Source organism: Streptomyces flavusporus (assembly GCF_046267975.1).
GTDB classification, from domain to species: Bacteria; Actinomycetota; Actinomycetes; order Streptomycetales; family Streptomycetaceae; genus Streptomyces; species Streptomyces flavusporus.
Genome location: NZ_CP176503.1, coordinates 5,528,765 through 5,553,827, shown reverse-complemented (window position 1 = coordinate 5,553,827; position 25,063 = coordinate 5,528,765). Strand labels below are relative to the sequence as shown.

Annotated in this window: 25 protein-coding genes and 1 pseudogene; 11 read left to right on the top strand and 15 right to left on the bottom strand. The window is 70.2% G+C overall.

Annotated features, from left to right (window positions below):
• Positions 1-118 precede the first annotated feature (118 nt).
• Positions 119-853, bottom strand: coding sequence for a VOC family protein (locus ACKTSN_RS26390; protein WP_409471380.1), 735 nt, complete (start codon positions 851-853; stop codon positions 119-121).
• 122 nt (positions 854-975) lie between these two features.
• On the opposite strand from ACKTSN_RS26390, the gene ACKTSN_RS26385 reads away from it, so the two are divergent.
• Positions 976-1,623 carry a TetR family transcriptional regulator gene (locus ACKTSN_RS26385; RefSeq protein ID WP_409471379.1) on the top strand — a complete coding sequence of 216 codons (648 nt, stop codon included), beginning with the start codon at positions 976-978 and terminating at the stop codon, positions 1,621-1,623.
• A 58-nt stretch (positions 1,624-1,681) separates the two neighbouring features.
• Here ACKTSN_RS26385 and ACKTSN_RS26380 read toward each other — a convergent pair whose 3' ends face one another.
• Positions 1,682-2,893, bottom strand: coding sequence for an acyl-CoA dehydrogenase family protein (locus ACKTSN_RS26380; protein ID WP_409471378.1), 1,212 nt, complete (start codon positions 2,891-2,893; stop codon positions 1,682-1,684).
• Positions 2,894-2,993: 100 nt separating this feature from the next.
• On the opposite strand from ACKTSN_RS26380, the gene ACKTSN_RS26375 reads away from it, so the two are divergent.
• From ACKTSN_RS26375 to ACKTSN_RS26365, 3 genes are all read left to right on the top strand, one after another.
• Positions 2,994-4,160 carry a thiolase C-terminal domain-containing protein gene (locus tag ACKTSN_RS26375; protein WP_409471377.1) on the top strand — a complete coding sequence of 389 codons (1,167 nt, stop codon included), beginning with the start codon at positions 2,994-2,996 and terminating at the stop codon, positions 4,158-4,160.
• A 150-nt stretch (positions 4,161-4,310) separates the two neighbouring features.
• Positions 4,311-4,736, top strand: coding sequence for a pyridoxamine 5'-phosphate oxidase family protein (locus tag ACKTSN_RS26370; protein ID WP_409471376.1), 426 nt, complete (start codon positions 4,311-4,313; stop codon positions 4,734-4,736).
• 49 nt (positions 4,737-4,785) lie between these two features.
• Positions 4,786-5,451 carry a pyridoxine/pyridoxamine 5'-phosphate oxidase gene (locus tag ACKTSN_RS26365; protein WP_409471375.1) on the top strand — a complete coding sequence of 222 codons (666 nt, stop codon included), beginning with the start codon at positions 4,786-4,788 and terminating at the stop codon, positions 5,449-5,451.
• A gap of 19 nt (positions 5,452-5,470) precedes the next feature.
• Here ACKTSN_RS26365 and ACKTSN_RS26360 read toward each other — a convergent pair whose 3' ends face one another.
• Genes ACKTSN_RS26360 through ACKTSN_RS26350 form a run of 3 tightly spaced genes read right to left on the bottom strand, consistent with a single transcriptional unit; the run spans position 5,471 to position 6,949 of the window.
• Positions 5,471-6,073 carry a GNAT family N-acetyltransferase gene (locus ACKTSN_RS26360; protein WP_409471374.1) on the bottom strand — a complete coding sequence of 201 codons (603 nt, stop codon included), beginning with the start codon at positions 6,071-6,073 and terminating at the stop codon, positions 5,471-5,473.
• A 40-nt stretch (positions 6,074-6,113) separates the two neighbouring features.
• Entirely contained in the window at positions 6,114-6,500 is a 387-nt protein-coding gene (locus ACKTSN_RS26355) for a Zn-ribbon domain-containing OB-fold protein (protein WP_409471373.1), read from the bottom strand.
• Positions 6,497-6,949 carry a DoxX family protein gene (locus ACKTSN_RS26350; RefSeq protein ID WP_409471372.1) on the bottom strand — a complete coding sequence of 151 codons (453 nt, stop codon included), beginning with the start codon at positions 6,947-6,949 and terminating at the stop codon, positions 6,497-6,499. Before ACKTSN_RS26350 ends, ACKTSN_RS26355 begins: the two co-directional genes overlap by 4 nt.
• A 203-nt stretch (positions 6,950-7,152) precedes the next feature.
• Here ACKTSN_RS26350 and ACKTSN_RS26345 point away from each other — a divergent pair, with 203 nt between their 5' ends.
• The 4 genes from ACKTSN_RS26345 to ACKTSN_RS26330 all read left to right on the top strand — a co-directional run bounded on the left by ACKTSN_RS26345 (position 7,153) and on the right by ACKTSN_RS26330 (position 12,255).
• On the top strand, positions 7,153-8,346 hold the full coding sequence (locus ACKTSN_RS26345) for a flavin-containing monooxygenase (protein ID WP_409471371.1): 1,194 nt from the start codon (positions 7,153-7,155) through the stop codon (positions 8,344-8,346).
• Between the two features lie 117 nt (positions 8,347-8,463).
• Positions 8,464-10,692, top strand: coding sequence for an acetate--CoA ligase family protein (locus ACKTSN_RS26340; RefSeq protein ID WP_409471370.1), 2,229 nt, complete (start codon positions 8,464-8,466; stop codon positions 10,690-10,692).
• 16 nt (positions 10,693-10,708) lie between these two features.
• Complete coding sequence (locus ACKTSN_RS26335) at positions 10,709-11,566, top strand: enoyl-CoA hydratase/isomerase family protein (RefSeq protein WP_409471369.1); 858 nt, start codon at positions 10,709-10,711, stop codon at positions 11,564-11,566.
• A 92-nt stretch (positions 11,567-11,658) separates the two neighbouring features.
• A complete protein-coding gene (locus ACKTSN_RS26330; protein WP_409474922.1) occupies positions 11,659-12,255 on the top strand; it encodes a flavin reductase family protein in 597 nt (198 codons plus the stop codon).
• A 14-nt stretch (positions 12,256-12,269) separates the two neighbouring features.
• On the opposite strand, the gene ACKTSN_RS26325 is transcribed toward ACKTSN_RS26330, so the two are convergent.
• Entirely contained in the window at positions 12,270-13,460 is a 1,191-nt protein-coding gene (locus ACKTSN_RS26325) for an MFS transporter (protein ID WP_409471368.1), read from the bottom strand.
• Between the two features lie 4 nt (positions 13,461-13,464).
• Between ACKTSN_RS26325 and ACKTSN_RS26320 the strand changes: the two genes are divergently transcribed.
• Positions 13,465-14,874, top strand: a complete 1,410-nt coding sequence (locus ACKTSN_RS26320; RefSeq protein ID WP_409471367.1) for a recombinase family protein — start codon at positions 13,465-13,467, stop codon at positions 14,872-14,874.
• Positions 14,875-14,935: 61 nt separating this feature from the next.
• Here the strand turns inward: ACKTSN_RS26320 and ACKTSN_RS26315 are convergent, their stop codons facing one another.
• Complete coding sequence (locus ACKTSN_RS26315; RefSeq protein WP_409471366.1) at positions 14,936-15,766, bottom strand: sulfite exporter TauE/SafE family protein; 831 nt, start codon at positions 15,764-15,766, stop codon at positions 14,936-14,938.
• Between the two features lie 337 nt (positions 15,767-16,103).
• Entirely contained in the window at positions 16,104-16,508 is a 405-nt protein-coding gene (locus ACKTSN_RS26310; protein ID WP_409471365.1) for a hypothetical protein, read from the bottom strand.
• 611 nt (positions 16,509-17,119) lie between these two features.
• On the opposite strand from ACKTSN_RS26310, the gene ACKTSN_RS26305 reads away from it, so the two are divergent.
• Positions 17,120-17,704 carry a recombinase family protein gene (locus ACKTSN_RS26305; protein WP_409471364.1) on the top strand — a complete coding sequence of 195 codons (585 nt, stop codon included), beginning with the start codon at positions 17,120-17,122 and terminating at the stop codon, positions 17,702-17,704.
• A gap of 742 nt (positions 17,705-18,446) precedes the next feature.
• On the opposite strand, the gene ACKTSN_RS26300 is transcribed toward ACKTSN_RS26305, so the two are convergent.
• The 4 genes and pseudogenes from ACKTSN_RS26300 to ACKTSN_RS26285 form a co-directional block, all read right to left on the bottom strand.
• Positions 18,447-19,280, bottom strand: a complete 834-nt coding sequence (locus ACKTSN_RS26300; protein ID WP_409471363.1) for a helix-turn-helix domain-containing protein — start codon at positions 19,278-19,280, stop codon at positions 18,447-18,449.
• The gene (locus ACKTSN_RS26295) at positions 19,277-19,798 is read right to left on the bottom strand and encodes a DUF6879 family protein (RefSeq protein WP_409471362.1); all 522 of its coding nucleotides are present in this window, start codon (positions 19,796-19,798) and stop codon (positions 19,277-19,279) included. Before ACKTSN_RS26295 ends, ACKTSN_RS26300 begins: the two co-directional genes overlap by 4 nt.
• A complete protein-coding gene (locus ACKTSN_RS26290) occupies positions 19,782-19,991 on the bottom strand; it encodes a hypothetical protein (RefSeq protein WP_409471361.1) in 210 nt (69 codons plus the stop codon). Before ACKTSN_RS26290 ends, ACKTSN_RS26295 begins: the two co-directional genes overlap by 17 nt.
• A gap of 199 nt (positions 19,992-20,190) precedes the next feature.
• Positions 20,191-20,391 (bottom strand): annotated as a pseudogene (locus tag ACKTSN_RS26285) (MFS transporter); the annotation flags it as partial.
• 71 nt (positions 20,392-20,462) lie between these two features.
• On the opposite strand from ACKTSN_RS26285, the gene ACKTSN_RS26280 reads away from it, so the two are divergent.
• A complete protein-coding gene (locus ACKTSN_RS26280) occupies positions 20,463-21,509 on the top strand; it encodes a GlxA family transcriptional regulator (RefSeq protein ID WP_409471360.1) in 1,047 nt (348 codons plus the stop codon).
• Here ACKTSN_RS26280 and ACKTSN_RS26275 read toward each other — a convergent pair.
• From ACKTSN_RS26275 to ACKTSN_RS26265, 3 genes are all read right to left on the bottom strand, one after another.
• The gene (locus tag ACKTSN_RS26275) at positions 21,414-22,664 is read right to left on the bottom strand and encodes an MFS transporter (protein ID WP_409471359.1); all 1,251 of its coding nucleotides are present in this window, start codon (positions 22,662-22,664) and stop codon (positions 21,414-21,416) included. The genes ACKTSN_RS26280 and ACKTSN_RS26275 overlap by 96 nt on opposite strands.
• 73 nt (positions 22,665-22,737) lie before the next feature.
• A complete protein-coding gene (locus tag ACKTSN_RS26270) occupies positions 22,738-23,787 on the bottom strand; it encodes a Zn-dependent alcohol dehydrogenase (RefSeq protein WP_409471358.1) in 1,050 nt (349 codons plus the stop codon).
• A gap of 12 nt (positions 23,788-23,799) precedes the next feature.
• Positions 23,800-24,948, bottom strand: coding sequence for an acyl-CoA dehydrogenase family protein (locus ACKTSN_RS26265; RefSeq protein ID WP_409471357.1), 1,149 nt, complete (start codon positions 24,946-24,948; stop codon positions 23,800-23,802).
• Between the last annotated feature and the right edge of the window lie 115 nt (positions 24,949-25,063).

Genomic DNA, 25,063 nt, shown 5'->3' with positions numbered 1-25,063 from the left:
GTCTCACCACCGCACCGCCGTGGCGGCACGCACCCCGATTCTTCCTGTCCGGGCCACAGGTTGCGAACCCAGTGACATATCGGGTGTCTCTCCCTATATCGCGACAAAGAGTGGCAGGTCAGCGCTGTAGTACCGCGAATGAGGCCCCCTGGTCGTCCGAGGCCATGCCCACCGTTCCGTACGCAGTGTCGAACGGTCCCGCCTGGGCGCGGCCGCCGAGCCGGTTCACCGTCCCGAGTGCGGCATCGCAGTCCTCGACCCGGAAGTGGACCAGGAAGTGCGGCGGCATCTCGGCCGGGAAGACCTCGGTGAGCGGGGCGCGGCCGAAGTCGGGCTCGGCGTCCGGGCCGACCAGGGCGTCGGTGAACAGGCCCTCGTAGAAGGCGCCGGCCGCCTCGGGGTCGCGGGCGTACAGCTCGACCCGGGCGAAGCTGCCGGGCTCGTGGCGCTGCCCGAACCCCTGGTGCGTCCCCGGCTGCCACAGACCGAAGACCGCACCTTCGGGGTCGGCGGCGAGCGCGGCGACGCCCAGTTCGCCGACCGGGATCGGTGCGGTTACGATCTGGCCGCCGGCCGCCAGGATCCGCCGGCTCAGGGCCTCGGCGTCCGGCGTCGCGAAGTACACCGTCCAGACCGTGGGCAGGCGGCCGTCCGGCTTGTGCGCGAGCCCGGCGACGGGCTCGCCGTCGTGGTACGCCCACACGGTCCCGCCGTACGACTCCCCGAAGGTCCACCCGAAGAGCTCACCGTAGAACCGTTTTCCCGCCTCGACGTCGGCGAGCTGTGCGTCCACCCAGCAGGGGACGCCCTCCGTGTACGCCGCTTCACGCGCAGATGCCCCATTTTCAGCCATGCTGTCAAGCTAACGCTCCTCGCCGTACCCCACCCACCAGCCACACCACCCTCATTTCCCCCATGCACCCCATTTGCAGTCGGCCGAATCGCGCCCCGATCACGCCTCGGTAAGCTGACGACATGACAGGACAAGTGCGTACCGTCGACGGCCGCGTGGCCGGTCGGCGTGGGCAGGCGACCCGGCAGAAGCTGCTCGACTGCCTCAGCGAGATGCTCAGCTCCTCCCCCTACCGGGACGTCAAAGTCATCGATGTCGCCAGGAAGGCGGGCACTTCGCCCGCGACCTTCTACCAGTACTTCCCGGACGTCGAGGGCGCCGTCCTGGAGATCGCCGAGGAAATGGCCGCCGAGGGCGCCGGGTTGACGGAGCTGCTGGCCGGCCGTTCGTGGACCGGCAAGGCCGGCTGGCAGACGGCTCAGGAACTCGTCGACGGTTTCCTGGAGTTCTGGCGGAAGAACGACGCGATCCTGCGCGTCGTCGACCTCGGTGCGGCCGAGGGCGACAAGCGGTTCTACAAGATCCGCATGAAGATCCTGAACTCGGTCAACAACTCCCTGGTCGACGCGGTCACCGAGTTGCAGTCCAAGGGCCGGGTCGACAAGGACGTGAACCCTGCGGCGATGGCCGGTTCGATCGTCGCGATGCTCGCGGCGGTCGCCTCGCACCAGAAGGGCTTCCAGTCCTGGGGCGTCAAACAGGCCGAACTCAAACCCAATCTGGCGCTGCTGGTACACCTGGGCATCACCGGCCGAAAACCGACCAAGTAGCCCGGAGCAACGGAAGACGCCTTTACCAAAACCCAAGTCCTGTCAGGCGGGCGGTGGTTCACTCACGTGGACCACCGCCCGCCATGTTGTTCGCGGCCGCCCTCCCCTCGAACAACTCCGCCGCGTCGGCGGCGTGCGCACGCAGCCGATGGACGGGCCCGAAGAGCAGCTCGTCGCCGGCGGCGCGCTTGAAGTACAGGTGCGCGTCGTGCTCCCAGGTGAAGCCGAGGCCGCCGTACAGCTGGATCCCCTCGGCCGCGGTGGTGCGCAGCGCCTGGAGGGCCTGGGCGAGGGCGAGCCCGCCGACGGCCTCACCGCGGCTGGTCGCCCAGGCCGCGTAGTACGCCGCCGAGCGGGCCGCCTGCACCTGGACGTACACGTCGGCCAGGCGGTGCTTGACCGCCTGGAACGAGCCGATGGCCCGCCCGAACTGCACCCGCTGCCCGACATGTCCGACGGTCCGCTCCAGGGCACGGTCGGCCGCCCCGACGGCCTCCGCGGCGAGGACGGCGGCGGCGGTGTTCCCCACGGCGGCGAGGGCGTCGAGGACATCGGCCTCTTCCTCACCGAGCAACTCGGCTGCCACGTCCCGAAGTTGCAGACGACCCTGCGGGCGAGTCGCGTCCAGGGCGGTCTGCCGTACGCGGACCAGTCCGGCGGCATCCCCCGGCACCAGGAACAACAGGGTCCGCGAACGGGCGAACCCCCCGGCGTGCGCGGCCACCACGAGCAGATCCGCACTGTGCCCGTCCAGCACCTGACCGACCTCCCCGTACAACCGCCAGCCGCCCCCGCCCCGCCGCGCCTGCACGCCTCCCGCCCGGCCGCCGCCCGCCCAGTCGCCCCGGTTGACGCCGGTCAGCGCGAGGGCGGTGGCGAGGTGCGCGCCGGGTACGGCGAGGGCGGCGGTGAGGCGGCCGGAGGTGATGCGGGGCAGCAGACCGGCGCGCTGGCCGTCCGTGCCGAGGGCCAGCAGGAGGGGGGCGGCGAGGACGGCCGTGGCGAGGAGGGGGGAGGGGGCGAGCGCCCGGCCGGTCTCCTCGGCCGCGAGGGCGAGTTCGGTCACCGAGCAGCCGACCCCGCCGTAGGCCTCCGGCAGCGCGAGGCCGGGCAGCCCGAGGCGGGCGGCGAGGTCGGTCCAGAGGCGGGGGTCATGTCCGGCCGGGGTGTCGAGGGCCGCCCGAAGCCGCTCGGGGCCGCAGGTGCGGTGGAGCAGGTCACGGAGGGTGCGGCGGATCTCGTCCTGCTCGGGGGTGAAGCTGGCGTCCATGGGCGGGCCTCCCTGATCTGACGATGCGTCATATTAGGACGGCGGGCCAGAGGTGCCCAGGTCTGCCGAGGTGGCAGTTATCTGATGTACCGTCAGGTCCATGCGTACCCGGAGAGTCGCCGTGGTGGGCGTGTCCCTGTCCTCCTGCGGCCGTGCGGATCAGGCAACCCCGTACACCCTGCACGCCCAGGCCGCCCGCCGGGCCCTCGCCGACGCGGGCCTGGACCGCGCGCTGGTCGACGGCTTCGCCTCCGCGGGCACGGGCACGCTCGCGCCCGTGGAGGTGGCCGACTACCTGGGCCTGCGCCCGACCTGGGTCGACTCCACCTCGGTCGGCGGCTCGACCTGGGAGGTCATGGCGGCCCACGCGGCCGACGCGATCGCCGCCGGTCACGCGAACGCGGTGCTGCTGGCCTACGGCTCGACGGCCCGCGCGGACATCAGGGCGGGCCGGCGCACCGGCACCCTCTCCTTCGGCGCCCGCGGTCCGCTCCAGTTCGAGGTGCCCTACGGCCACACGCTGATCGCCAAGTACGCCATGGCCGCCCGCCGTCACATGATCGAACACGGCACGACTGTCGAGCAGTTGGCCGAGGTAGCCGTCCAGGCGCGGGCGAACGCCGCCCTCAATCCCGAGGCCATGTTCCGGGACCCGATCACGGTCGACGACGTCCTGTCCGGCCCGCTGATCGCCGACCCCTTCACCAAGCTCCACTGCTGCATCCGCTCCGACGGCGGCGCGGCGGTGCTGCTGGCCGCCGAGGAGTACGTACGGGACTGCCGCACGGCTCCGGTGTGGATCCTCGGCACCGGCGAGCACGTCTCCCACGCCGCCCTGTCCGAGTGGCCCGACTTCACCGTGTCCCCGGCCGCCGTGAGCGGGCGGCTGGCCTTCGAGCGGGCCGGGGTGCGCCCGGAGGAGGTCGACTTCGCGGAGATCTACGACGCGTTCACGTACATGACCCTGGTGACGCTGGAGGACCTCGGCTTCTGCGGGAAGGGCGAGGGCGGGGCGTTCGTGGAGAAGGGGCGGCTCAGGGTCGAGGGCGGGGAACTGCCGGTGAACACCGACGGGGGCGGTCTGTCGGCCCAGCATCCCGGGATGCGCGGGCTGTTCCTGCTGGTGGAGGCGGTACGGCAGTTGCGCGGGGAGGCAGGCGAGCGCCAGGTGCGCGCCAGGGACGGGGGGCTGCCCCGGCTGGGGGTGGCCTCGGGGACGGGGGGCTGGTTCTGCTCCTCGGGGACGGTGGTCCTGGGACGCGGATGAGCCGGTCCTGCGTCGGTAAATCCTGCCGCGCGGCTGAAATCCGTCCCGCGTCGACTCACCGGCTGCGCATCCCGGAATACGGGACGGCCCAAGGCATGCTGACACGGACAGGCGGAATCCGCGGACCTGGAGCACTCGAAGGAGAGCAACATGGCACTGTCCCGTGAGGAACGCGAGCAGTTTCTGGCCGAGCCGCACATCGCCGCGCTCGCGGTGAACGGGGAGGCGGGAAGGGCACCGCTGACCGTGCCGATCTGGTACCAGTACGCACCCGGTGGCGACGTGTGGATCATGACCGGGCTCGACTCCCGCAAGCACCAGCTGATCAAGGCGGCCGGCCGCTTCACCCTGATGGTCGACCGCGTCGAACCCACCATCCGGTACGTCTCCGTAGAGGGCCCGGTCCTCGACACCACCCCCGCGACCGTCGAGCAGCTCCGGGAGATCTCCGCCCGCTACCTCCCGGCCGAGAAGGTCGACGGCTATGTCGAGTTCGCCCTGAAGAACCACGGCGAGAACGTCGTCATCCGCATGCGGCCCGAGCGGTGGGTCTCCTCGGACCTCGGAACCGTATAGAGGCCGTGCCCGCTCCGTGGGTACTCGCAGAGGCGGGGATACTCGGCCCATGGAACCGGACCTTCATGAGCTGCTGAGGTCGCTGCGGGTGTGGGACCCGGAGGTCACCGAGCTGCCGCCGTTCGACCCCGCCACCGCGCCCGCCGAACCCCTCCCCCTGTTCACCGGCTGGTTCGCGCAGGCGGTGGCGGCGGGCCAGCCCGAGCCGCACACCATGTCCCTGGCCACGGCGGACGAGGAGGGCCGGCCGGACGTACGCATCGTGATGCTGCACGGCGCCGACGCCCACGGCTGGTCCTTCGCCACGCATGTCACCAGCCGCAAGGGCGGCCACCTCACCGCCCGCCCGTACGCGGCCCTGGGCTTCTACTGGCCCGTCCAGGGACGTCAGATCCGTGTCCGGGGGCCGGTGACGACCGCCCCCGCCGAGGAGGGCCAGGCGGACCTGCACGCCCGCTCCACCGGAGCTCTGGCGGCCGCGCTCACCGGGCACCAGAGCGGCCCCCTCGGCTCCCTCCAGGAACTCGCCCTCGCCTCCGAGGCGGCCTGGACCCGGGCGCAGGACGACCCTGACACCCAGGCGCCGACCTGGACGCTCTACCGCCTCCAGCCGGACGAGGTGGAGTTCTTCCAGGGCGACGCCCGACGACGGCACGTACGGCTGGCCTACCGGCGTACGGAGGACGGCTGGAGCAGGCAGTTGCTGTGGCCTTGAGGCGCAGGCCGAGCCGTGGTCACGGCTTCACCGCCGGGTCGGTCGCCAGACGGCCGTGCAGGTGCACGTCCCGGAACGCGTCGCGCCGCCCGGTCTCCCACATCGCGCCCCGCAGGGTCCCCTCGTACGGGAACCCGCACCGCTCGGCGATGCGGCAGGAGGCGTCGTGCCCCAGGGCATGGCCCAGCTCCAGGCGGTGCAGGCCCAGGCCCGTCAGGGCCCAGTGGGCGGCCAGGGTGAGGGCGCGGGTGGCGACACGGTGGCCGCGGGCCTCGGGGAGGATCCAGTAGCCGACACGGGCGACGCGGAAGACGTGGTCGATCTCGTTGACGCCGATATGGCCCAGGGTCGTGCCCGTGGCGGCGTCCGTGACGCGGAACGACGCGCTCGTGCCGTTCGCCCAGTTCTCCGCCTTGGCCCGGAGGGAGGCGCGGGCGTCGTCGAGGTCCGTGACCGGCTTCAGGGGAGTGTTCCAGCGCTGGAACTCCGGGTCGGACAGCCCGCGCAGCCAGGTCCCGGCATCGGCGTCGGAGTAAGGGTCCCAGCGGCACAGGCGCAGACCGTGGCCGTTCAGCTCGGGGAAGGGGCGGGCGGCTGAGGACTGGGCACGTATGAGGGACATCGGCCCATTCAATCCCGTCGGCCGTGGCGTTCACCCGGAATTACGGCGAACTCCGGAACACCGGCACGCCCTCCCGGAACGCGACCGTCAGCCCCATCCCGGCCCGCAGCTCGCCCTCCGCGCAGTCGACGACCTCCGTCATCATCCGCGGCCCCTCGGCGAGGTCGACGACCGCGGCGACGTACGGTGTGCGCTCCCGGAAGGGCGGCAGGTCGTTGCGGTGGACGACGGACCAGGTGTAGAGCGTGCCGCGGCCGCTCGCTTCCTGCCAGGTCACGTCCTCGCTCCAGCAGTACGGGCAGAACTCGCGGGGGTAGTGGTGCGCCCGCCCGCACGCACCGCACCGCCGCACCAGCAGGCGCCCGCGCGCGGCCGCGTCCCAGTAGGTCTTCGCGAAGGCGTCGATGTCCGGTATGTCGTACCTCATAGGAAGAGTCCCAACGCGCCGTCCAAGGACCACGTCTGCCACGACACCCCGAACAGAGCCACCAGCGAGATCAGCGCCATCATCGAGTTCTGCCCCTGCTCGGCCCAGTCGTGGATCATGAGCGTGAAGTAGAGGGCGTTGAGGAGCAGCCCGCCGACGAGGGCGAGCGGGGTCAGGAATCCCGCGATCAGCCCGAGCCCCAGGGCGAGTTCCGCATACACGACGACGTACGCCATCACCCGCGGCCGGGGCGCGACGACGACCTCGAACCCCGAACGCACCACGTTCCAGCGGTGCTTGGCGGCCACGTCCGCGGCCCAGGCGATCCCGGTACCCCGCTCGAACCAGCCCTTCCTGTCCTTGTGCCGCCAGCTCTCCAGCCACCACAGCCCGAGGCCGATACGCAGCACGGCCAGCCACTCGGCACCGGTGAGCCAGATCGTGTCCATGGACCTGACGGTACGTCAGATGATTCGATCCCGGAAGCCCGCGCGTTCCCGTGAACCTGTGCGTCAACGCCTCCCCCGCACGCGCACAACCGCTCGCCCTACGCCACAAGCCCCACCCACTCCTCCCCACCCGTGATCAATCCGCAACCAATTCCGGTCTTGACCGAGACCCATCAACCCGGCATCTGATTACGCTCCGGGACATGCCCGACTCCACCGCGCCCGCGCAGGCCACGACAGAGCCCCGCCCCGTCTACGTCATCGGCGGCGGCCCCGGCGGACTCGCCGCAGCCCACGCGCTGCGCGCCCAGGGCATACGCGCGGTCGTCCTGGAGAAGTCCGACCGTGTCGGCGCGTCCTGGCGACGCCACTACGACCGGCTCCACCTGCACACCACCCGCCGTCTGTCCGCCCTCCCGGGACTGGCGATGCCGCGCCGCTTCGGCCGCTGGGTCTCCCGGGACGACGTGATCCGCTACCTGGAGAAGTACGCCGAGCACCACGAACTGGAGATCGTGACCGGTGTCGAGGTCTCCCGAGTCGACCGCGCACCCGACGGCACCGGCTGGCTGCTGCACGCCACGGGCGGCCGTGAACTGACCGGCGGCGCGGTGGTGGTCGCCACCGGCTACAACCACACGCCCCACGTCCCCGACTGGCCGGGCCGCGACACGTACACCGGCGAGCTCCTCCACGCCTCCGCCTACCGCAACGCCGGGCCCTACACCGGGCGGGACGTCCTCGTCGTCGGGGTCGGCAACACCGGGGCCGAGATCGCCACAGACCTGCTCGAGGGCGGGGCGAAACGGGTACGGCTGTCCGTGCGCACCGCCCCGCACATCGTCCGCCGGTCCACGGCCGGCTGGGCCGCCCAGTACACGGGCGTCCTCGTACGGCACCTGCCCGTCGGCCTCGTCGACCGGCTCGCGAAGCCGCTGGCCAAGCTGAGCGTGCCGGACCTGTCGGCACACGGCCTGCCCCGCCCCGACACCGGCCTGTACTCGCGCGTCACCGAGGGCTCGATCCCCGTCCAGGACGTCGGCCTCATCGACGCGGTCCGCAAGGGCAGGGTCGAGGTCGTGGCCGCCGTCGACGGCTTCGAGGGCGGAAAGGTCGTGCTCGCCGACGGCAGCCGCGTCGAACCGGACGCCGTCATCGCCGCCACCGGGTACGTCCGCGCCCTGGAGGGGCTCGTCGGTCACCTCGGCGTGCTGGACGGTCGCGGTAAGCCGGTCGCACACGGCGCCCGCACCCCGAAGCACGCCCCCGACCTCTACTTCACCGGCTTCACCAACCCCATCAGCGGCATGCTCCGCGAGCTGGCGATCGACGCGGAGAAGATCGCCCGGACCATCGCCAGAGGCAGCGCCGGACGGGTGTCCCGCCTCTCCGGCTGACCACACCGCCCACGATTGCCGCCTGCACGCCTGTTCCTGACAGTACGTCAGTTCAGTAACCTGACACTGCGTCAGTTAGTTGTTGCCGGTGGCTGTCACACAGGAGCGGGCGGACCGATGCTTGGATCAACCCACGGCACTCTCACCACCGACTCCCGCCGGGCCCGGGCCATCGCCTGCGGTGAGCAGCGGCCCGGCCCCGCCGTGCACGGCCGTCCGGCCGACGTGGACGACCTCGATGTCAGCGGCCGTCCGCTGTACGCCGACGTCCCCGATCTGGACCGCTTCTTCCGCCCCGAGTCCGTCGCCGTGATCGGCGCCTCGGACGCCGACGGGCGTCCGAACACCGGCATCACGCGGCAGTTGATCGCATGGGCCGGGCGGGTCGGGACGCGACTGCACCCCGTGCACCCCACCCGCGAGTCCGTCTTCGGCATACCGTGTGCTCCTTCCGTCGCCGACCTGCCCGAGCAGGTGGATCTCGCCGTACTGCTGGTCGCCGACCCCCTTCCCGTCGTCGAGGAACTCGCCGAGGCCAAGGTGCGGTTCGCGGTCGCCTTCGCCTCCGGGTTCGCGGAGACGGGCGAGGAGGGCGCGGCCGCGCAGGACCGGCTCGCCGCCGCCGTCCGGCGGTCGGGGATGCGGCTGCTGGGGCCGAACACCAACCTCAACGCGTTCGAGGAGTTCCGGGACGACCTGGACGGGCCGGCGATCGCCCTGATCACCCAGTCCGGGCACCAGGGCCGTCCCGTCTTCGCCCTGCAGGAGCTCGGTGTCCGCCTGTCCCACTGGGCGCCGACCGGCAACGAGGCCGACCTGGAGGCCGCCGACTTCCTCTCCTACTTCGCCGAACAACCGGAGGTCGGCGCCATCGCCGCCTACGTGGAGGGCCTGAAGGACGGCCGGTCCTTCCTGCTCGCCGCCGACCGGGCCGCCCGGCGCGGGGTGCCGGTCGTCGCGGTCAAGGTGGGCCGCACCGAGACCGGTTCCCGTACGGCCGCCTCGCACACCGGCAAGCTGACCGGCGCGGACGCGGTGGTGGACGCGGCGATGCGGCAGTACGGGGTGATCCGGGTCGACGGGCTCGACGAGCTGCAGGACACCGCCGCTCTGCTGGCCCGCGCCCGCCCGCCGCGCGCCGACGGTGTCGTCGTCTATTCGATCTCGGGCGGCACGGGCGCGCACGTCGCCGACCTGGCGGTGTCGGCGGGGCTGCGGCTGCCGGTGCTCTCCGAGGCCAGGCAGTCCGAGCTGCACCAGTGGATACCGGAGTACCTCAGCGTGGCCAACCCCGTCGACAACGGCGGTCACCCGGTGGGCGACTGGCGCGGGCGGAAGATCATCGACGCGATCCTGGACGACCCCGAGGTCGGGGTGCTGATCTGTCCGATCACCGGGCCCTTCCCGCCCTTGAGCGACCGGCTCGTGCGGGACCTGGTGGACGCGGCCGAGCAGACGGACAAGCTGGTCTGCGTGGTGTGGGGGTCGCCGGTCGGCACGGAACCGGCGTACCGCGAGGCGCTGCTCGGCTCCTCGCGGGTGGCCACCTTCCGCACGGTCGGCAACTGTCTCACCGCCGTCCGCGCCCACCTCGCCCACCACCGCTTCGTCCGTGACTACCGCTCCCCCTTCGACGAGGCGCCGCGCACCCCGTCGCCCTCCTTCCGCAAGGCGCGCGAACTGATGCGGCCCGGACAGCAGCTGAGCGAGCATGCGGCCAAGCAGCTGCTGCGGGCGTACGGGATCCGGGTGCCGCGCGAGCAGCTGGTGACCAGCGCGGCGGCGGCCGTCCGGGCGGCGGGGCTGGTGGGCTACCCGGTGGTGATGAAGGCGTCCGGCGCGCAGCTCGCCCACAAGACGGAACTCGGCCTGGTGAAGATCGGGCTGACCTCGGCCGCCCAGGTCCGCGACGCCTACCGCGAGCTGACCGACATCGCCCGCTACGAGGGCGTCTCGCTGGACGGCGTCCTGGTGTGCCAGATGGTCGAGCGGGGCGTCGAGATGGTCGTCGGCGTCACCCACGACGACCTCTTCGGGCCGACCGTGACCGTCGGGCTCGGCGGTGTGCTCGTGGAGGTGCTGCGGGACGCGGCGGTGCGCGTGCCGCCGTTCGGCGAGGACCAGGCGCGGGACATGCTCGGCGACCTGCGCGGGCGGGCCCTGCTGGACGGGGTGCGGGGGCGGCCGCCGGCCGATGTCGACGCGCTCGTCGAGGTGATCCTGCGGGTGCAGCGCATGGCGCTGGAACTCGGGGGCGAGCTGGCCGAGTTGGACATCAACCCGCTGATGGTGCTGCCCCGGGGGCAGGGTGCGGTGGCGCTGGACGCGTTGGTGGTGTGCCGCTGAAATGGGTGCCGCTGAGATGAACATGCCTGATTTCCCCCGTACAGACGTGAATCCTGCGGAGAATCCGGTGACACCGGAAATTTCCGCTGAGTCATTGGTACTGCACGCCACTGACAATCAGGTCTGCCGCATCACCCTCAACCGCCCCGAAGCCCTCAACGCCATCACCCCTGACCAGCGCGAACACCTCATCCGACTGTTCTCCGAAGCCTCCGCGGACCCGGACGTACGGGCCGTGGTGATCACCGGCACGGGACGCGGATTCTGCGCGGGCGCGGACCTGCGCAGGGCAGCCGCGGCCGGTGAACCGGTCGTCGGTGACGTGGCCCGTACGATCCGGCTCGGCGCCCAGCGCCTGATCGCCGCCGTCCTCGACTGCGAGAAGCCGGTGATCGCCGCGGTGAACGGCACGGCGGCGGGCATCGGTGTGCATCTCGCGTTCGCCTGCGACCTCGTCCTGGCGGCCGAATCGGCCCGGTTCATCGAGGTGTTCGTACGCCGGGGACTCGTACCGGACGGCGGCGGCGCCTATCTCCTCCCCCGCCTGATCGGCCCGCAGCGGGCGAAGGAACTGCTGTTCTTCGGCGACGCGCTCACCGCGGCCGACGCCGAGCGCCTCGGGCTCGTCAACCGTGTCGTCCCGGACGGGGAGTTGGACAAGACGGCCCGCGAGTGGGCGGCCCGCCTCGCCACCGGCCCGACCCGCACCCTCGCCCTGACCAAGCAGCTCGTCAACGCCTCCCTCGACAGCGACCGCGCCACCGCCTTCGCCGCGGAGGCGGCCGCACAGGAGATCAACATGACGACCAAGGACGCCCAGGAAGGCGTGGCGAGCTTCGTGGAGCGCAGGAGTGCGGAGTTCAGGGGCCGTTGAGCCAGTCCCGCCCCAGGATCCACAGCTCCCCCGCGTCGGGGCCCGCACGCCCCTTCCCATCTGACACTCCGTCAGATTCAATGGTGAGCGTGATGGGACAAGCAGGCATGGCCGAAGCCGCCGTCCGCTACCTCCGGGCGGCCGGGGCGGCGGCGCCCGTGGAGCCGTTGCCGCGCCCCGAGCTCCGCTGTGTCGGCGAGGACGAGCGCGCGCCGGTCGGACAGGCCGAGTTCCGGCGGGTGCTCGGGAACTTCGCGACGGGCGTGGCCGTTGTCACCGCACCCGCCGCCGACGGCGAGTCCGGCCCCGCCGGCTTCGCCTGCCAGTCCTTCTCCTCCCTGTCCCTCGACCCGCCCCTGGTCGCCTTCATGGTCGGCCGTATGTCGACGACCTGGCCCCGCATCGCCCGCGCCGGCGTCTTCTGCGTCAACGTCCTGGCGGACCACCAGGGCGAGCTGTGCCGTGGCTTCGCGGTCAGCGGCGCGGACAAGTTCGCGGGTGTCGCCCACGACGCCGCGCCCGCGTCCGGCTCACCGCGCCTCGCGGGCACGCTCGCGTGGATCGACTGCACGATCCACGCGGTGCACACGGGCGGCGACCACCTGATCGTGGTGGGCCGGGTGGACGCGCTGGGGACGGGCGACGAGGACGGCCGCCCCTTGTTGTTCCACAAAGGGCGCTTCCTCTAGACCGCCACCACCGCTCAAGCCACCGCCGGTACCGCGGCCGGCCGCCGCCTGATCACCAGCGACATCAGCGCCGCCGCCGCGCACAGCGCTCCCGACGCGACCCAGACCATGTCGTACGACCCGAAGACGTCCCGCGCCACACCGCCGAGGAAGGCCACGAGCGCCGCGCCGACCTGGTGGGAGGCGAGGACCCAGCCGAAGACGATCGCGCTGTCGTCGCCGTACTGCTCGCGGCACAGCGCCACGGTGGGCGGGACGGTGGCGACCCAGTCGAGGCCGTAGAAGACGATGAAGAACAGCATCGGGGGGTGGACGCTCGGCGCGAGCAGCATGGGGAGGAACAGCAGCGAGATGCCGCGCAGGGCGTAGTAGACCGCGAGCAGGCGGCGTGCGTCGAAGCGGTCGGTGAACCAGCCCGAGGCCACCGTGCCGACCACGTCGAACACCCCGATGACCGCGAGCAGCGAGGCCGCCGTGGTGACGGGCATGTGCTCGTCGTGGGCGGCGGGCACGAAGTGGGTCTGGATCAGGCCGTTGGTGGAGGCGCCGCAGATCGCGAAGGTGCCGGCGAGCAGCCAGAACGGGCCGGTGCGGGCCGCCTTCAGCAGCACGGTGACCGCACGGCGCGCGGCGCCCGGCACGGGCTCCGGCTTGGGCACGAACTCCTTCGCCCCGTACGGCCTCAGGCCCACGTCGGCCGGGTGGTCGCGCAGCAGCAGCCAGACGAAGGGGACGACCGCGAGGGCCGCCAGGGCCACCGTCACCGCGGCCGGGCGCCAGTCGTGCGTCTCGACCATCCAGGACAGCACGGGCAGGAAGATCAGCTGGCCGGAGGCCGAGGCGGCCGTGAGGATGCCGGTGACCAGGCCGCGCCGCTCGGTGAACCAGCGGTTGGTGACCGTCGCCGCGAACGCCAGCGCCATCGAGCCGGATCCCAGCCCGACCAGCAGGCCCCAGCACAGCAGCAGCTGCCAGGCCGCCGTCATCCACACCGTCAGCCCCGAGCCGAGCGCGATCACGGTCAGCGCCACAGCGACGACCCGCCGGATGCCGAAGCGGTCCATCAGCGCGGCCGCGAAGGGGGCGGTGAGCCCGTACAGCGCGAGGTTGATCGAGACCGCGGCGCCGATCGTGCCGCGCGACCAGCCGAACTCGTGGTAAAACTTTGGGGCACAGAGCACGGTGAGCAGGAACAAGGGGGGCAAGAAGGTGGATGTCACCATCTACGTACGACTCAGCCTCGATCAGCACGGGGACGAGTTGGGCGTTCAGCGGCAGGAGGACGCGTGTCGGGCTTTCGCCGCCGCCCGTGGCTGGACCGTACGAGAGGTAATCGCGGACAACGACGTCAGCGCCACCTCAGGCAAGGTGCGACCGGGGTTCGAGCGACTGCTGGCGTCCAAGCCGGACGCGATCCTCTGTTGGCACACTGACAGGCTCGTACGTAAGACGGAAGACCTGTTGCGAGTGATCGCACTCGGGGTCAACGTCCACGCCATCCACGCCGGACACCTTGACCTGTCGACTCCCGCTGGTCGGGCCACGGCCAAGACGGTTACGGCGTGGGCGGAGTACGAGGGGGAGCAGAAGGCACTACGGCAGAAGGCTTCGAACCTTCAGGCGGCGAAGAACGGCACCCCGCACAAGGCGGGTATTCGTCCCTTCGGCTACGCCGACGACTACGTGACCGTGGTCGAGGACGAGGCGGAAGCGATCCGCAAGGGTGCCGAGATGGTTCTTCAGGGCGAGACCCTGGCGGCTGTCGCCCGCTACTGGACCGGCCTCGGTCTGCTCGCTCCCCGCTCTTCGTCCGGCAAGGCGAAGGGCGACACGAAGGGGTGGGGTGTCGGCGGAGTGAAGAAGGTGCTTATCTCCCCTCGGTACATCGCTCAGGCCACCTACCTGGGCGAAGTGATGGGCGAGGGTCAGTGGCCCGCGATCCTGGACGAAGCGACGCACTACGCCCTCGTGTCGGCACTGACGAACCCCAAGCGGTTCACGGGTGGTGCACGTACCGGCTCGGCCCCTCAGACCCTGCTCGCCGGACTGGCAACGTGCGAGCGTTGCGGGGAGACCGTGCGAGGCGGCATGTACCGAGGGACCCCGGTCTACCGCTGCGGACAGAAGCACGTACGCGTACCCCGAGAGCTGGCCGACAAGCGAGCCGGTAACGCCGTCCTGGCGCGGATCGTCTTCCCCGACTTCCTGCCCTGGGTCCTCGCCGCTCGACAGGAGGAGGGAGACGACTCGGCCCACCTCCACCAGGAGGCGCAGACCCTGCGGGAACGGCTCGACGGGTTGGCCGTGGCCTACGCCTCGGGGTCCATCACCCTGTCGCAGATGACGGCCGGTACCGAGGCGATCCGGGCCAGGCTCGACGAGATCGACGAGAAGCTGTCCGGTGTCACTGGCCTGCCCCCGATCGACCCCGTGGCGGGCGTTGCTGGCCTGATCCAGGACTGGCCGAACACTCCGCTCCCCGTCCGTCGAGCGTGGGTCAAGTTCGTCACCACGATCACGATGCACCCGAACGGCTTCAAGAAGGCGGCGAAGATGACCGTGGACGACTACATGACCGTGGAGTGGAACCACACCGCCGACGACGAACACGACGCGTAGCCTGCCTCGCTCGACTCGCGCCCCGCTCTCACCCGAGGGCGGGGCTTCTTCATGCCCCCAGTCAAGGGCGGGAGGGTTGGGAGTGGCGGGCGACCTTGACCGCCGAGACAAGCAGGATTACGGCCAGGGTGGGGATGAGCACCGCGTCGGGCACCACTCCCAGCAACAGTCCGCCCAGTAGGGCTCCGGCCGCTGAGCCAGCGACCATGACCACAACGAAGCGCAGGTTCGCACGGAGGACCGCGAAGCTGCCGTCACGGCTGTAGCGGGCGAACGCAACGAGCATGGTGGGCAGGGACACCAGCAGGGACATGCTTCCTGCGGTCTTGATGTCGAGGCCGTACAGGAGAACGATCGTGGGAATCAGCAGCTCGCCGCCCGCGACGCCCATGATCGCGGCGACTACGCCGATGCCGAACCCGGCAACCACGCCAGCCACCGCCCGTACCGGTCCTGGCAGGTCGAGTGATCCCAGGGCTGTGGTGTGGGTGAGGACGAGCGCGGCAGCCATGCCGACCATCAGGGTCGCGAGCACCTTGTAGAGCGTGGCCGACCGCATCCGCACCGCCCAGGAAGCGCCCGCCCATGCTCCGAGCAGGCTTCCGGCCAAGAGGTTGATCGCAACCGTCCAGTGGGTGCCCAGGTCCGTGAAGGAGACTGCGGCCAGCCTGGCGGGCAGGGCGGTGATCACGACGACCAGGCTCATCGCCTTGTTCAGGATGACGGCCGACAGTGCCGCGAATCCGAACAGGCTGATCAACAGAGGTAGCCGAAACTCCGCACCGCCCAGGCCGATCATCCCGCCCAGCACGCCCACCGCCGCACCAGCCGCGAGGGCCAACGGCAGAGATCCCGTCGCACTCGCGGACACCTGAGCCTCACCGGCAACCATGCCGACCACACCTTCCTGCTCGGGCCATGCCCGCCATGGTGCGGCCCATCGGGAGGGACGGTACCGGGCCTGAGACAGGCGACAGCGGTCAGGGGAGGCGTCACCGAGCAGGGACAGCCTGTCCGATCAGAAGGGCGGCGGCTCGTGCCCTGCTTCTTGGAGCCCGTTGGTCAAACCGTCGTAGTCGAAGTCGGCAGCCAAGGGAGCTGTGTATGGCTCCCCGAACCACTTCCGACGGCGCTCCTCTTGCTTGACCCTCTCCAGGTCTACGAAAGACAAGGAGGGGGCCGAAGGCCCCCAAGGGAGCCAGCGCCTTCGTCTTCCTGCTGGGGGCCGCTTACGCGGCCCACCTTCGCCGGCCGCTTGCGCTCTTCGTCTTCGCGCTGTCGGCCCCCTTCAGGGGCCGCTCTTCGCCTACCGGCTTGCTCTTCGCCGCTGGCTCCTCACTCCTACCGCCGTCGCTCTTGAAGGTATGTAGGTTGTATGGCTTCTCAGCCATACCCCCCTGCTTCGGCAAGGCGAGTCGGTAGATCACTGGACCATCCGGAACCTTGCCGGTCTTCGTGAGCCAGCCAGCCTTACGCAGCCTGCCCACGATCTTGTTGACCGTCTGCTCTGGAGCCTTCCCGCCGTAGCCGAGTTCCCTGGCGATCGTCCCGTTCGACGGGCACACGTTCTCGCCTGTCTCGTAGTCCGCATACAACGCCATGGCGACGCCGGCCAACTTCTCTGCGTGCTTCATGTTCGAGCGCACCAGCGCACGACGCCATACGTGCTCCTGTATCTCGGGCTTCCCTTCTCCGAAGACTCAACAAGGACTCCAAAATCTACAGGTCTCCAGAGACAAAAGCGCAGGTCATCGTATGTGAGGCGACTCTCAGACGGACCCCAGAACCGTGGCAGGATTTGAGCCGCCAAGACACGGCGGTCGGGCAAGGGCCCTCCAGGGGGTCATACCCCACCCCCTTCACCGTTGCCTTCCGCTCGCCGTTGCGAGGCTGACCCGTGCCACATGGGCAGGCTAACGGCTGTGCGCCCGCGTGAGCCGCTGGCAGGCTGCGCCTCTGGCAAAGGCAGGCGAGAGCGCAGCGACAGGCAGGCAGACAGACAGACAGACAGACAGGCGCACGCCCCCGTTGCCATGGCCGACAGAGCCCAGCGCTGGCCGACGCAAGGCAGAGACACAGCCCCGACCGTGGCGCAGCGTGACCAGTAACAGGCGTCTCGAAAACCAAGGTTTGTGAGACGAGACGGCAGGCGCCCCAGAAGAGGGCGCAGCACTATTCAAAACCCGTCTCGAAACATGCGTCTCAGGCTTGACGTAATGAGACGAGTTCTGAGACAGTCCCGTCCATGACGACGAACACGATCACTGGTCAGCTCATCGGTTACGCCCGCGTCTCCACCGACGACCAGGAAGCCCAGTTGCAGCGCGACGCACTGACGGCCGCAGGCTGCGCCCGGATCTTCGAGGACAAGGCATCCGGCAAGAACACCAACCGGCCCGAGCTCACGGCCGCACTGGACTACGCCAGACCCGGCGACACCCTGTGCGTGTGGAAGCTCGACCGCTTCGCCCGTTCCCTCATCGACCTGGTGACCATGGTCGACACCCTTCGAGAGCGGGGCATCGGGTTCAAGGTGCTCACCGGTGCACTGGCCAACATCGACCCCGGTACGGCGGACGGCCGTCTCATGCTTCAGGTGGTCGGGGCCATGGCGGAGTTCGAGCGCAGCCTCATCAAGGAGCGCACCCGTGCCGGACTGGACGCAGCCAAGGCGCAGGGGCGTACAGGCGGACGGCCGTCCGTGGTCGATGAGGACGTGCTCACCGTGGCCCGTGCCAGGAAGGCGAAGGGCGAGAGCGTGAGCGCCATCGCCAAGGCTCTCGGGATCTCCCGAGCCACCCTCTACCGCCACCTCGGAGAGAGCACCTGAGACAGGCGCACAGTGCCTTCCGACAGGCCCTCGGCTCACGCCGGGGGCCGCTGTCATGCACGGGTGTCTGACGCCGTCCGACAGGCGTAACGATGCCTGCCCCTGCCGACCACGGGGGGAGCCGACAGGGGCAGGCACAGGGGGTGTAGGTCACTCGAACCTCTCCCCCTTCCGGCGCACCTCGGTCGTGTTGCTCGCCGTCCCTCAGTGCGCCGGGGGTCTGTCGGTTACTCGTCCCGGACCACCATCGCGAACGACGTACAGACACGACGGAAACCCTTGTGTCCGCTCCGGCCTGTGTGGCTCATGCACTCCACGTCGACCGCCGCAACGTCCGTGGCGGGCGTGGCCGTCCACTTGCAGTGAAGGCACTCCGCTTCGAAGGTCACGTCAGTGTCCGGGTGCTGCGTGATCCTGTGCCTCACGTACCGCATGACGGAGCGCACCATCACTCGGCCCCGTGCTCTTCCCGCAGGTGCGTACGGAGAACGACGTTCGCATCGGACACCTTCGAGTAGTCCCCGACTGATCGGGCGTTGGTTCGAGTCACAGCGATGCCGAGGCATACGCCGCAACCTGCCACAGGGTCCGGCTCCCCCACCGGAGCTGTCAGGTGCACCGGTCCCGTCATCGTCGTCTTCGGTGTACTCATCCCGTACGGCCTCCCGACTGGGTATCTGCCGAAAGATGATCCCTTGGAATACGCACGGGGCCGCGCTTCATGCGCGTTGTGGACTGAAGATCATGAACGGCACGCAGCCGACCATTCGGCGAGTTTCGCTCTGCACCCCTCCCCAAACAGTGCACGTTCCTCGTATCCAGCGAATTCATCGGCGTAGGTACGAACGTCCCTCGGGTCACGGAAGACCATGACGCCTGTCGACATTTCTGCCGTGGCCAGTCGGTCATCGTAGATGGTGAAGGTATTCAGCGGACACCCAGGCAGAGGGATACCGAGTGGAATTACACCGAGGTGTACGTTCGGTAGATGGGTGAGTGAAGCCAGCCGGTCAAGTTGAACAGCCATCGCATCAGGAGGAAGGAACGGAGACCGTGCCGCCTGCTCAGTCAGGATGAACGTGAATCGCTTCGATCTGTCGTAAAGGACTTCCTGCCTCTCCAGCTTCCTTGCAACAGCCTTGCTGTGATCTCCGGGGATGTGGGCGAGGCTGGCCCGGATGTACTCCGGCGTCGAGAGCAGGGCGGTAATCATCGAGAGCAGGAAGAAACGGAACTCTGTCGAGGATGCTTCGAGCCCTGCCAACTCTCGCTGCTTTTTGTCAAGCCCCTTTCGGCGGAGTCCTCTTGCGTCCTGCCACTCAGTGTTCGCCGTACGGGCGAGTGCGGACACTTCCGCCACGACTTCGGGAGGAGTGTCGAGGGCGGTCAACAGGGTCTCGATGTCGAGGAGACTCGGCCGTGCCTTGCCGTTCTCGATCCGGCTCACCTTCGACTGAGACATGTTGCAGCGCGCGGCAAGCCGGTCTCCGGAGAGACCGGCCGCCTTACGTATGTCCCGGAGCATGGCGCCCAGCTCTTGCCAGGACTGGCCAAGCTCCTCGGGTTCGAACGTCACCCCGTCACGCGCTCCGCGTATTCGAGGAAGGGGATGGACTCGGCGATGGCGATTCGCTGGTATTCGATGAACGGAGCGGGATCGCCCTCGTACAGCTCTCGGCCGATCTGTGTTCCGTCCTCTTCGTAGTGCATGAGGACGACCGTGGAGCGGTCGAACATCCAGAAGTCTTGGACTCCCGGAAGCGGATTCTCTCGCTCGGTCACGTCGAGGATTCGGATGTCTTCCCCGATGGGCGCCTGATGGCGGTAGTACCGCTCGAACTCGAAGCGGAGGTAATCGGAGAGCGGCCGAGTCAGGATGTGCACCCGCCCGACGCTTCCCCCGGATTCGCTGCGCTGCCGAATCATCGTCGTCCACGAATCCTCGTACGGCCCCGGGAAGCGTTCGCCGGCCAGGAATCGGGAGAACTCCTCGGCCTCTTGCGGTACGCGGTAAACCGGCAGGGTTTCCAGGCGCCACGCTTCCGTTCGGAAGTCGCGGAACTTGGCCTGCCAGTCGTCACCATCCAAGAACACGGAAAGCCTCCCTCAGTACGCTTTCCGGGATCTCTACAAGCCCTTCCCCCTCCGGCGGAGCGAAGCCGTTGAACACGTCGCCCTGCACGACGAACGATCCCTTTTCGGTGAGGTACACGTTCGGGCAGTCACCCTGCCCGCACTCCCCATTCCCGTTGCCGGTGAGGCGGGTAAGTCCTGCACGCTCGGACATGCGAAACCCCCTGGTCTGTGGCCCCTGTTGGGGCCGCTGACCACGACCGTACGAGGGTCACCCACGGACGTCCATGCACGAACGCGGGTATTCACGTTCTTGCATGAAGTGCCCGATGCGGCCTTGGGTGAGCGTTACCTTGACGGCCGACGCAAGCCGATGCCGACCCGTAGGTGAGGCTGGGTTCCCCAAAGCGTCACCACGCGAACTCCTGGTTCAGCGGGTCGATGAGCAGGCCTGGCAGGGAACGGAAGGCGGCCGCGCCGATGATGGTCACGAAGGTGACGGCGGCGACGAACCAGGCCCGGTGCAGTGACATTTTGCGGCTCCGCCGCAGGCGCCGCTTCTTGGTGGTACCGGATTCCTCTACGGCTGCGGTGGCGTCGGTTGTCTGGGTCACGCCATAGAGCATCCGGTCTGCGATCACTCCGATCGAGTGGCCCGAAGGACAGCATTCGCTAGGATCGGGCCATGGCCATCGAGCGGCACACCGAGCAGCCCACCGGGGAAGGCTTTCGTCCGCACCGCGTCGTCGTCCTCGCCATGGACGGCGCGCTGCCCTTCGAGCTGGGCATCCCGCACCGCATCTTCGGACGCCCCAAGGACGCCGCGGGGCGCCATCTGTACGAGGTCGTCACCTGCTCGATCCGGCCGCCGGGCCCGGTCCGGACGGACGCCGACTTCGACATCATGGTCGCGAACGGCCCGGAGACCCTGGCCACCGCCGACACCGTGATCGTCCCGGCGTCGTACGAACTCGGCCCGGTCTTCGAGCAGGGCGTGCTCACCCCCGAGCTGGCCGCCGCGCTCGCGCACATCCGCCCCGGCACCCGACTCGCCTCCATCTGCACCGGCGTCTACGTCCTCGCCGCCGCCGGCCACCTCGACGGCCGGCCCGCCACCACCCACTGGGCCGACGCGGAGCGCCTCCAACGCCTGTTCCCGCAGATCAAGGTGGATGCCGACGTCCTGTACGTCGACGACGGCGACGTCCTGACCTCCGCGGGCGTCGCGGCCGGCGTCGACCTGTGCCTGCACATCGTGCGCCGCGACCACGGCACCGCCGTCGCCAACGACGTGGCCCGCCGCACGGTCGTACCGCCGCACCGCGAGGGCGGCCAGGCGCAGTTCATCCAGCGCCCGGTGCCGGAGCCCCAGCTGGCCACCACGACCACGGCCCGCGCCTGGGCCCTGGGCCGCCTCCACGAGCCGATCCAGTTGCGCGACATGGCGGACCAGGAGTCCATGTCGGTCCGCACCTTCACCCGCCGCTTCCGCGAGGAGGTCGGCATCAGCCCGGGCCAGTGGCTCACCCAGCAGCGGGTGGAACGCGCCCGGCACCTGCTGGAGACCACCGGCCTCTCCGTCGACCAGGTCGCCCGGGACGCCGGCTTCGGCACGGCCCAGTCGATGCGGCAGCACCTACAGGCGGCGCTCGGTGTCACACCCTCCAGCTACCGGCGCACCTTCCGCGCCGGCAGCGACGGTGTCAACGGGCAGGTTCCCAGCGGCACTTGAGCGGCCCCGCCGAACCTCTCCCCACCAGCCGAGCGCCGTCAGCAGCAGGGTCAGCAGCACGCCGGCCAGGATGGCCGTGGACGGCGCCACCAGCTGGAGCAGGCCGCCGGCGAGGGAACCGGCCGCCGCGTACCCCGCGCCCGCGGCCGCGTACATCACCGAGTAGCCCGCGGCCACGGCACCCGGTGGCACCGCCTCGCGCAGGGACAGGTTGCGGGTGATCAGCGCGCCCGACTGAAACGTGCCCGCCAGGACGAGGGCGACCGCGATCCCGGCCGCCCCCGGTATCAGTGCGGCGAGGGTCACGAAGACCGACATGCCGCACATCAGCACCACACTGCGCGTCCGGAGCCGCCCCGGCCACGGCCGGAGGCCGTACAGGAACGCGCCGACCGCCGCCCCCACCGCCATCCCCGCCAGCATCGGCCCGGACCAGCCGACACCGATGCCGCGCTGCTCCAGCAGGGCAGGCAGGGTGAGTTCGGCCAGGCCGAGCAGGGTGAGACTGGCCGCGCCCGTGACGTACACCGGCCAGGCGCGTATCAAGACTCTGAACCGCCCTGCCTCCCCACCCTGCTCCCCCTTGCCCCAGCCGGCCGGCAGCAGCCAGTGGCCCGCGATCGACCACGCCATCAGGGCGGCCCCGAGGAGCAGCGGCACCCGTGGCGCCACCCCGAGGGCGAGGCCGGCGACCGCGACCGGGGAGACGGCCCACACGCCCGACATCAGCATCGACTCGGCGGACAGCGCCTGCGCCATGGCACGCTCCGGGACCAGCGAGGTCAGCAGCACCCGCTGCCCGCCGGCCGCAGCGGCGGGAGCCGCACCGGCCAGGAGCGCGAACGCCCCCAGCACGACGGGGTGTGCCCCGGCCAGCACCCCGAGCCCCGCGAACCCCACCGCCCCGCCCGCGAGTCCGAAGGCCAGGTGCCGACGGCCGCGCGCCGGGTCCAGCCGCATTCCGAGCACCGGCGCCCCGATGATCTCGCCGATCACATAGGCCGCCGCGAGCGCCGCCCCCAGCGAATAGCCACCGGGCCGCTCCCGCACCAGGAATACCAGGGCCAACGGCGCCATGGCGACCGGCATACGGGAGGCGACGGCGGTGCAGGCCCAGATCAGGACCTGCTTGGAGGCGACGTCTCGATAGGTCATGCGTCGACGCTAAGGGCTGGGGCCGACAGCGCCCCAGGAGCTTTCCGGCGCCTGTGGAAAATCCTTGGCATGTTCAGAACACCAGCACCCCCCGAGCCACCTTCCCCGCCTCCGCATCCGCCGCCGCCCGCTCGAACTCCTCAACGGGATAGGTCTGCGTCACCAGCTCGTCGAGCAGCAGCCGCCCGTCCCGGTACAACTCGGCGTACAGCGCGATGTCCCGCTGCGGACGCGAGGACCCGTAACGGCACCCCAGGATCGACTTGTCCAGGAACATGGACGCCACGACGAAGGACGCCTCCGCCCCGGCCGGCGGCATACCGAGCAGGACCGCCTGCCCATGCCGGTCCAGCAGACCGACCGCCTGCCGGACGAGCTCCACCCGCCCGACGCACTCGAAGACGTGGTCCGCCCCCGTGGGCAGCAGCTCCCGCGCCCCCTCCGTCGAGGTCAGGAACTCGGTCGCCCCGAACTGCCGCGCCACCGCCTCCTTGGCCGGATTGGCATCGACGGCGACGATCCGCAGCGCACCCGCGATCCGCGCCCCTTGAAGCACATTGAGTCCGATCCCACCGGTCCCGATCACGACCACGCTGTCCCCGCGGTCCACCTTCGCCCGGTTGAGCACGGCCCCGACCCCGGTCAGCACCCCGCACCCGATGAGCGCGGCCGAAGGCATGGGAATGTCCTTCGGAATACGAACCACCTGCACGGCCTTGACCACGGTCCGCTCGGCGAACGCCGAGTTGCACGCGAACTGAAAGACAGGACGCCCACCTTGCGTGAACGGCTGCCCGGGCCGGCCGATCGCCCGCCGGCACATGGTCGGCCGCCCCCGGTCACAATCCGCGCACGTACCGCAGTTGGCAAGCGTGGACAGAGCCACATGATCCCCGACCGAGACATGCGTGACCCCGTCCCCCACCGCCTCCACCACACCCGCCCCCTCATGCCCCAACACCACAGGCACAGGAAAGGGAATGGTCCCGTCCACCACGGACAGATCGCTGTGGCACAGCCCGGCCGCCGAGATCGCGACCCGCACCTCACCGGGTCCGGGATCCCGTACCTCCAGATCGTCCACGACCTCGACCCGCTGCCCGTCGAACACCACGCCTCGCATCACACCGCCCCCTCAGCCCTTCGGTTCCCTCGGCAGGCCGAGCGCGCGCTCGGCGATGATCGTGCGCTGGATCTGGTCCGAGCCGCCGTAGATGGTGTCGGCCCGGGAGAACAGGAACAGGTGCTGCATCCCGTCGAGTTCGTACGGCGCCGAGTCCGACCAGTCCGCCGGACCCACCCCGGCCGCCGCACCCCGCACCTGCATCGCCAGCTCCCCGAGCCGCTGGTGCCAGCCGCTCCACAGCAGCTTGGCCACGCTCGATGCGCCCGGGTCCGCCGAACCGCCCAGTGTCCGCAGGGCGTTCCACCGCATCGTCCGCAGCTCCGCCCACTGCCGGACGAGCCGCTCCCGTACGACCGGATCGGCCACCGCACCCGAGGCAAGGGCCGCCCGCACCACCCGCCCCAGCTCCTCGGCGAACCCGATCTGCTGGGCCAGTGTCGAGACCCCGCGTTCGAACCCGAGCAGGCTCATCGCGACCCGCCAGCCGCCGCCCTCGCCGCCGACGACATGCTCCACGCGCGCGTGCGCCCCGTCGAAGAACACCTCGTTGAAGTCGCTCGTGCCGGTCATCTGGCGGATCGGGCGGACCTCGATCCGGCCCGGCTGGTCCATGGGCACCAGCAGGAAACTGAGCCCCTGGTGGCGTCGCGAGCCGGGTTCGGTGCGGGCCAGCACGAAGCACCAGTCCGCCTCGTGGGCGAGCGAGGTCCAGATCTTCTGGCCGGTGATCCGGTACGACGTGCCGCCCGGCTCGCGTACGGCCGTCGTGCGCACTCCGGCCAGGTCCGAGCCGGCGTCCGGCTCGCTGTAGCCCTGGCACCACAGTTCGTCCCCGGCGGCGATCGGGGGGAGGAAGCGGGCCTTCTGCTCCGCTGTGCCGTGGGCGATGAGGGTGGGGGCGAGGAGGTTCTCGCCGATGTGGCCGGAGCGCGGCGGTGCGGGCGAGCGGGCGTACTCCTCGGCCCAGGCGACCTGTTGGGTGAGGGTGGCGGTGCGGTTGCCGTAGCCGGGTTCGGGCCAGCCGAGGCCTATCCAACCCGCCTTGCCGAGGGTGCGTTCCCAGGTACGGCGGTCCGGGTCGCCGTCGGCATGGGCAGCGAGCCATTCTCGCGCCTCGGCTCGAAATGCCTCGTCCTCTACCGTGAATCCAAAGTCCACGGGGTCTCCTCTCAGCATGGGGTGCGTCCAGCGACCCCAGGGGTGCGGGGCTGTGTCGATATGCGGCTCCACCGTGGGGCGCGACCCGCCGCAACGAACCCGCAGCCGCCGTACA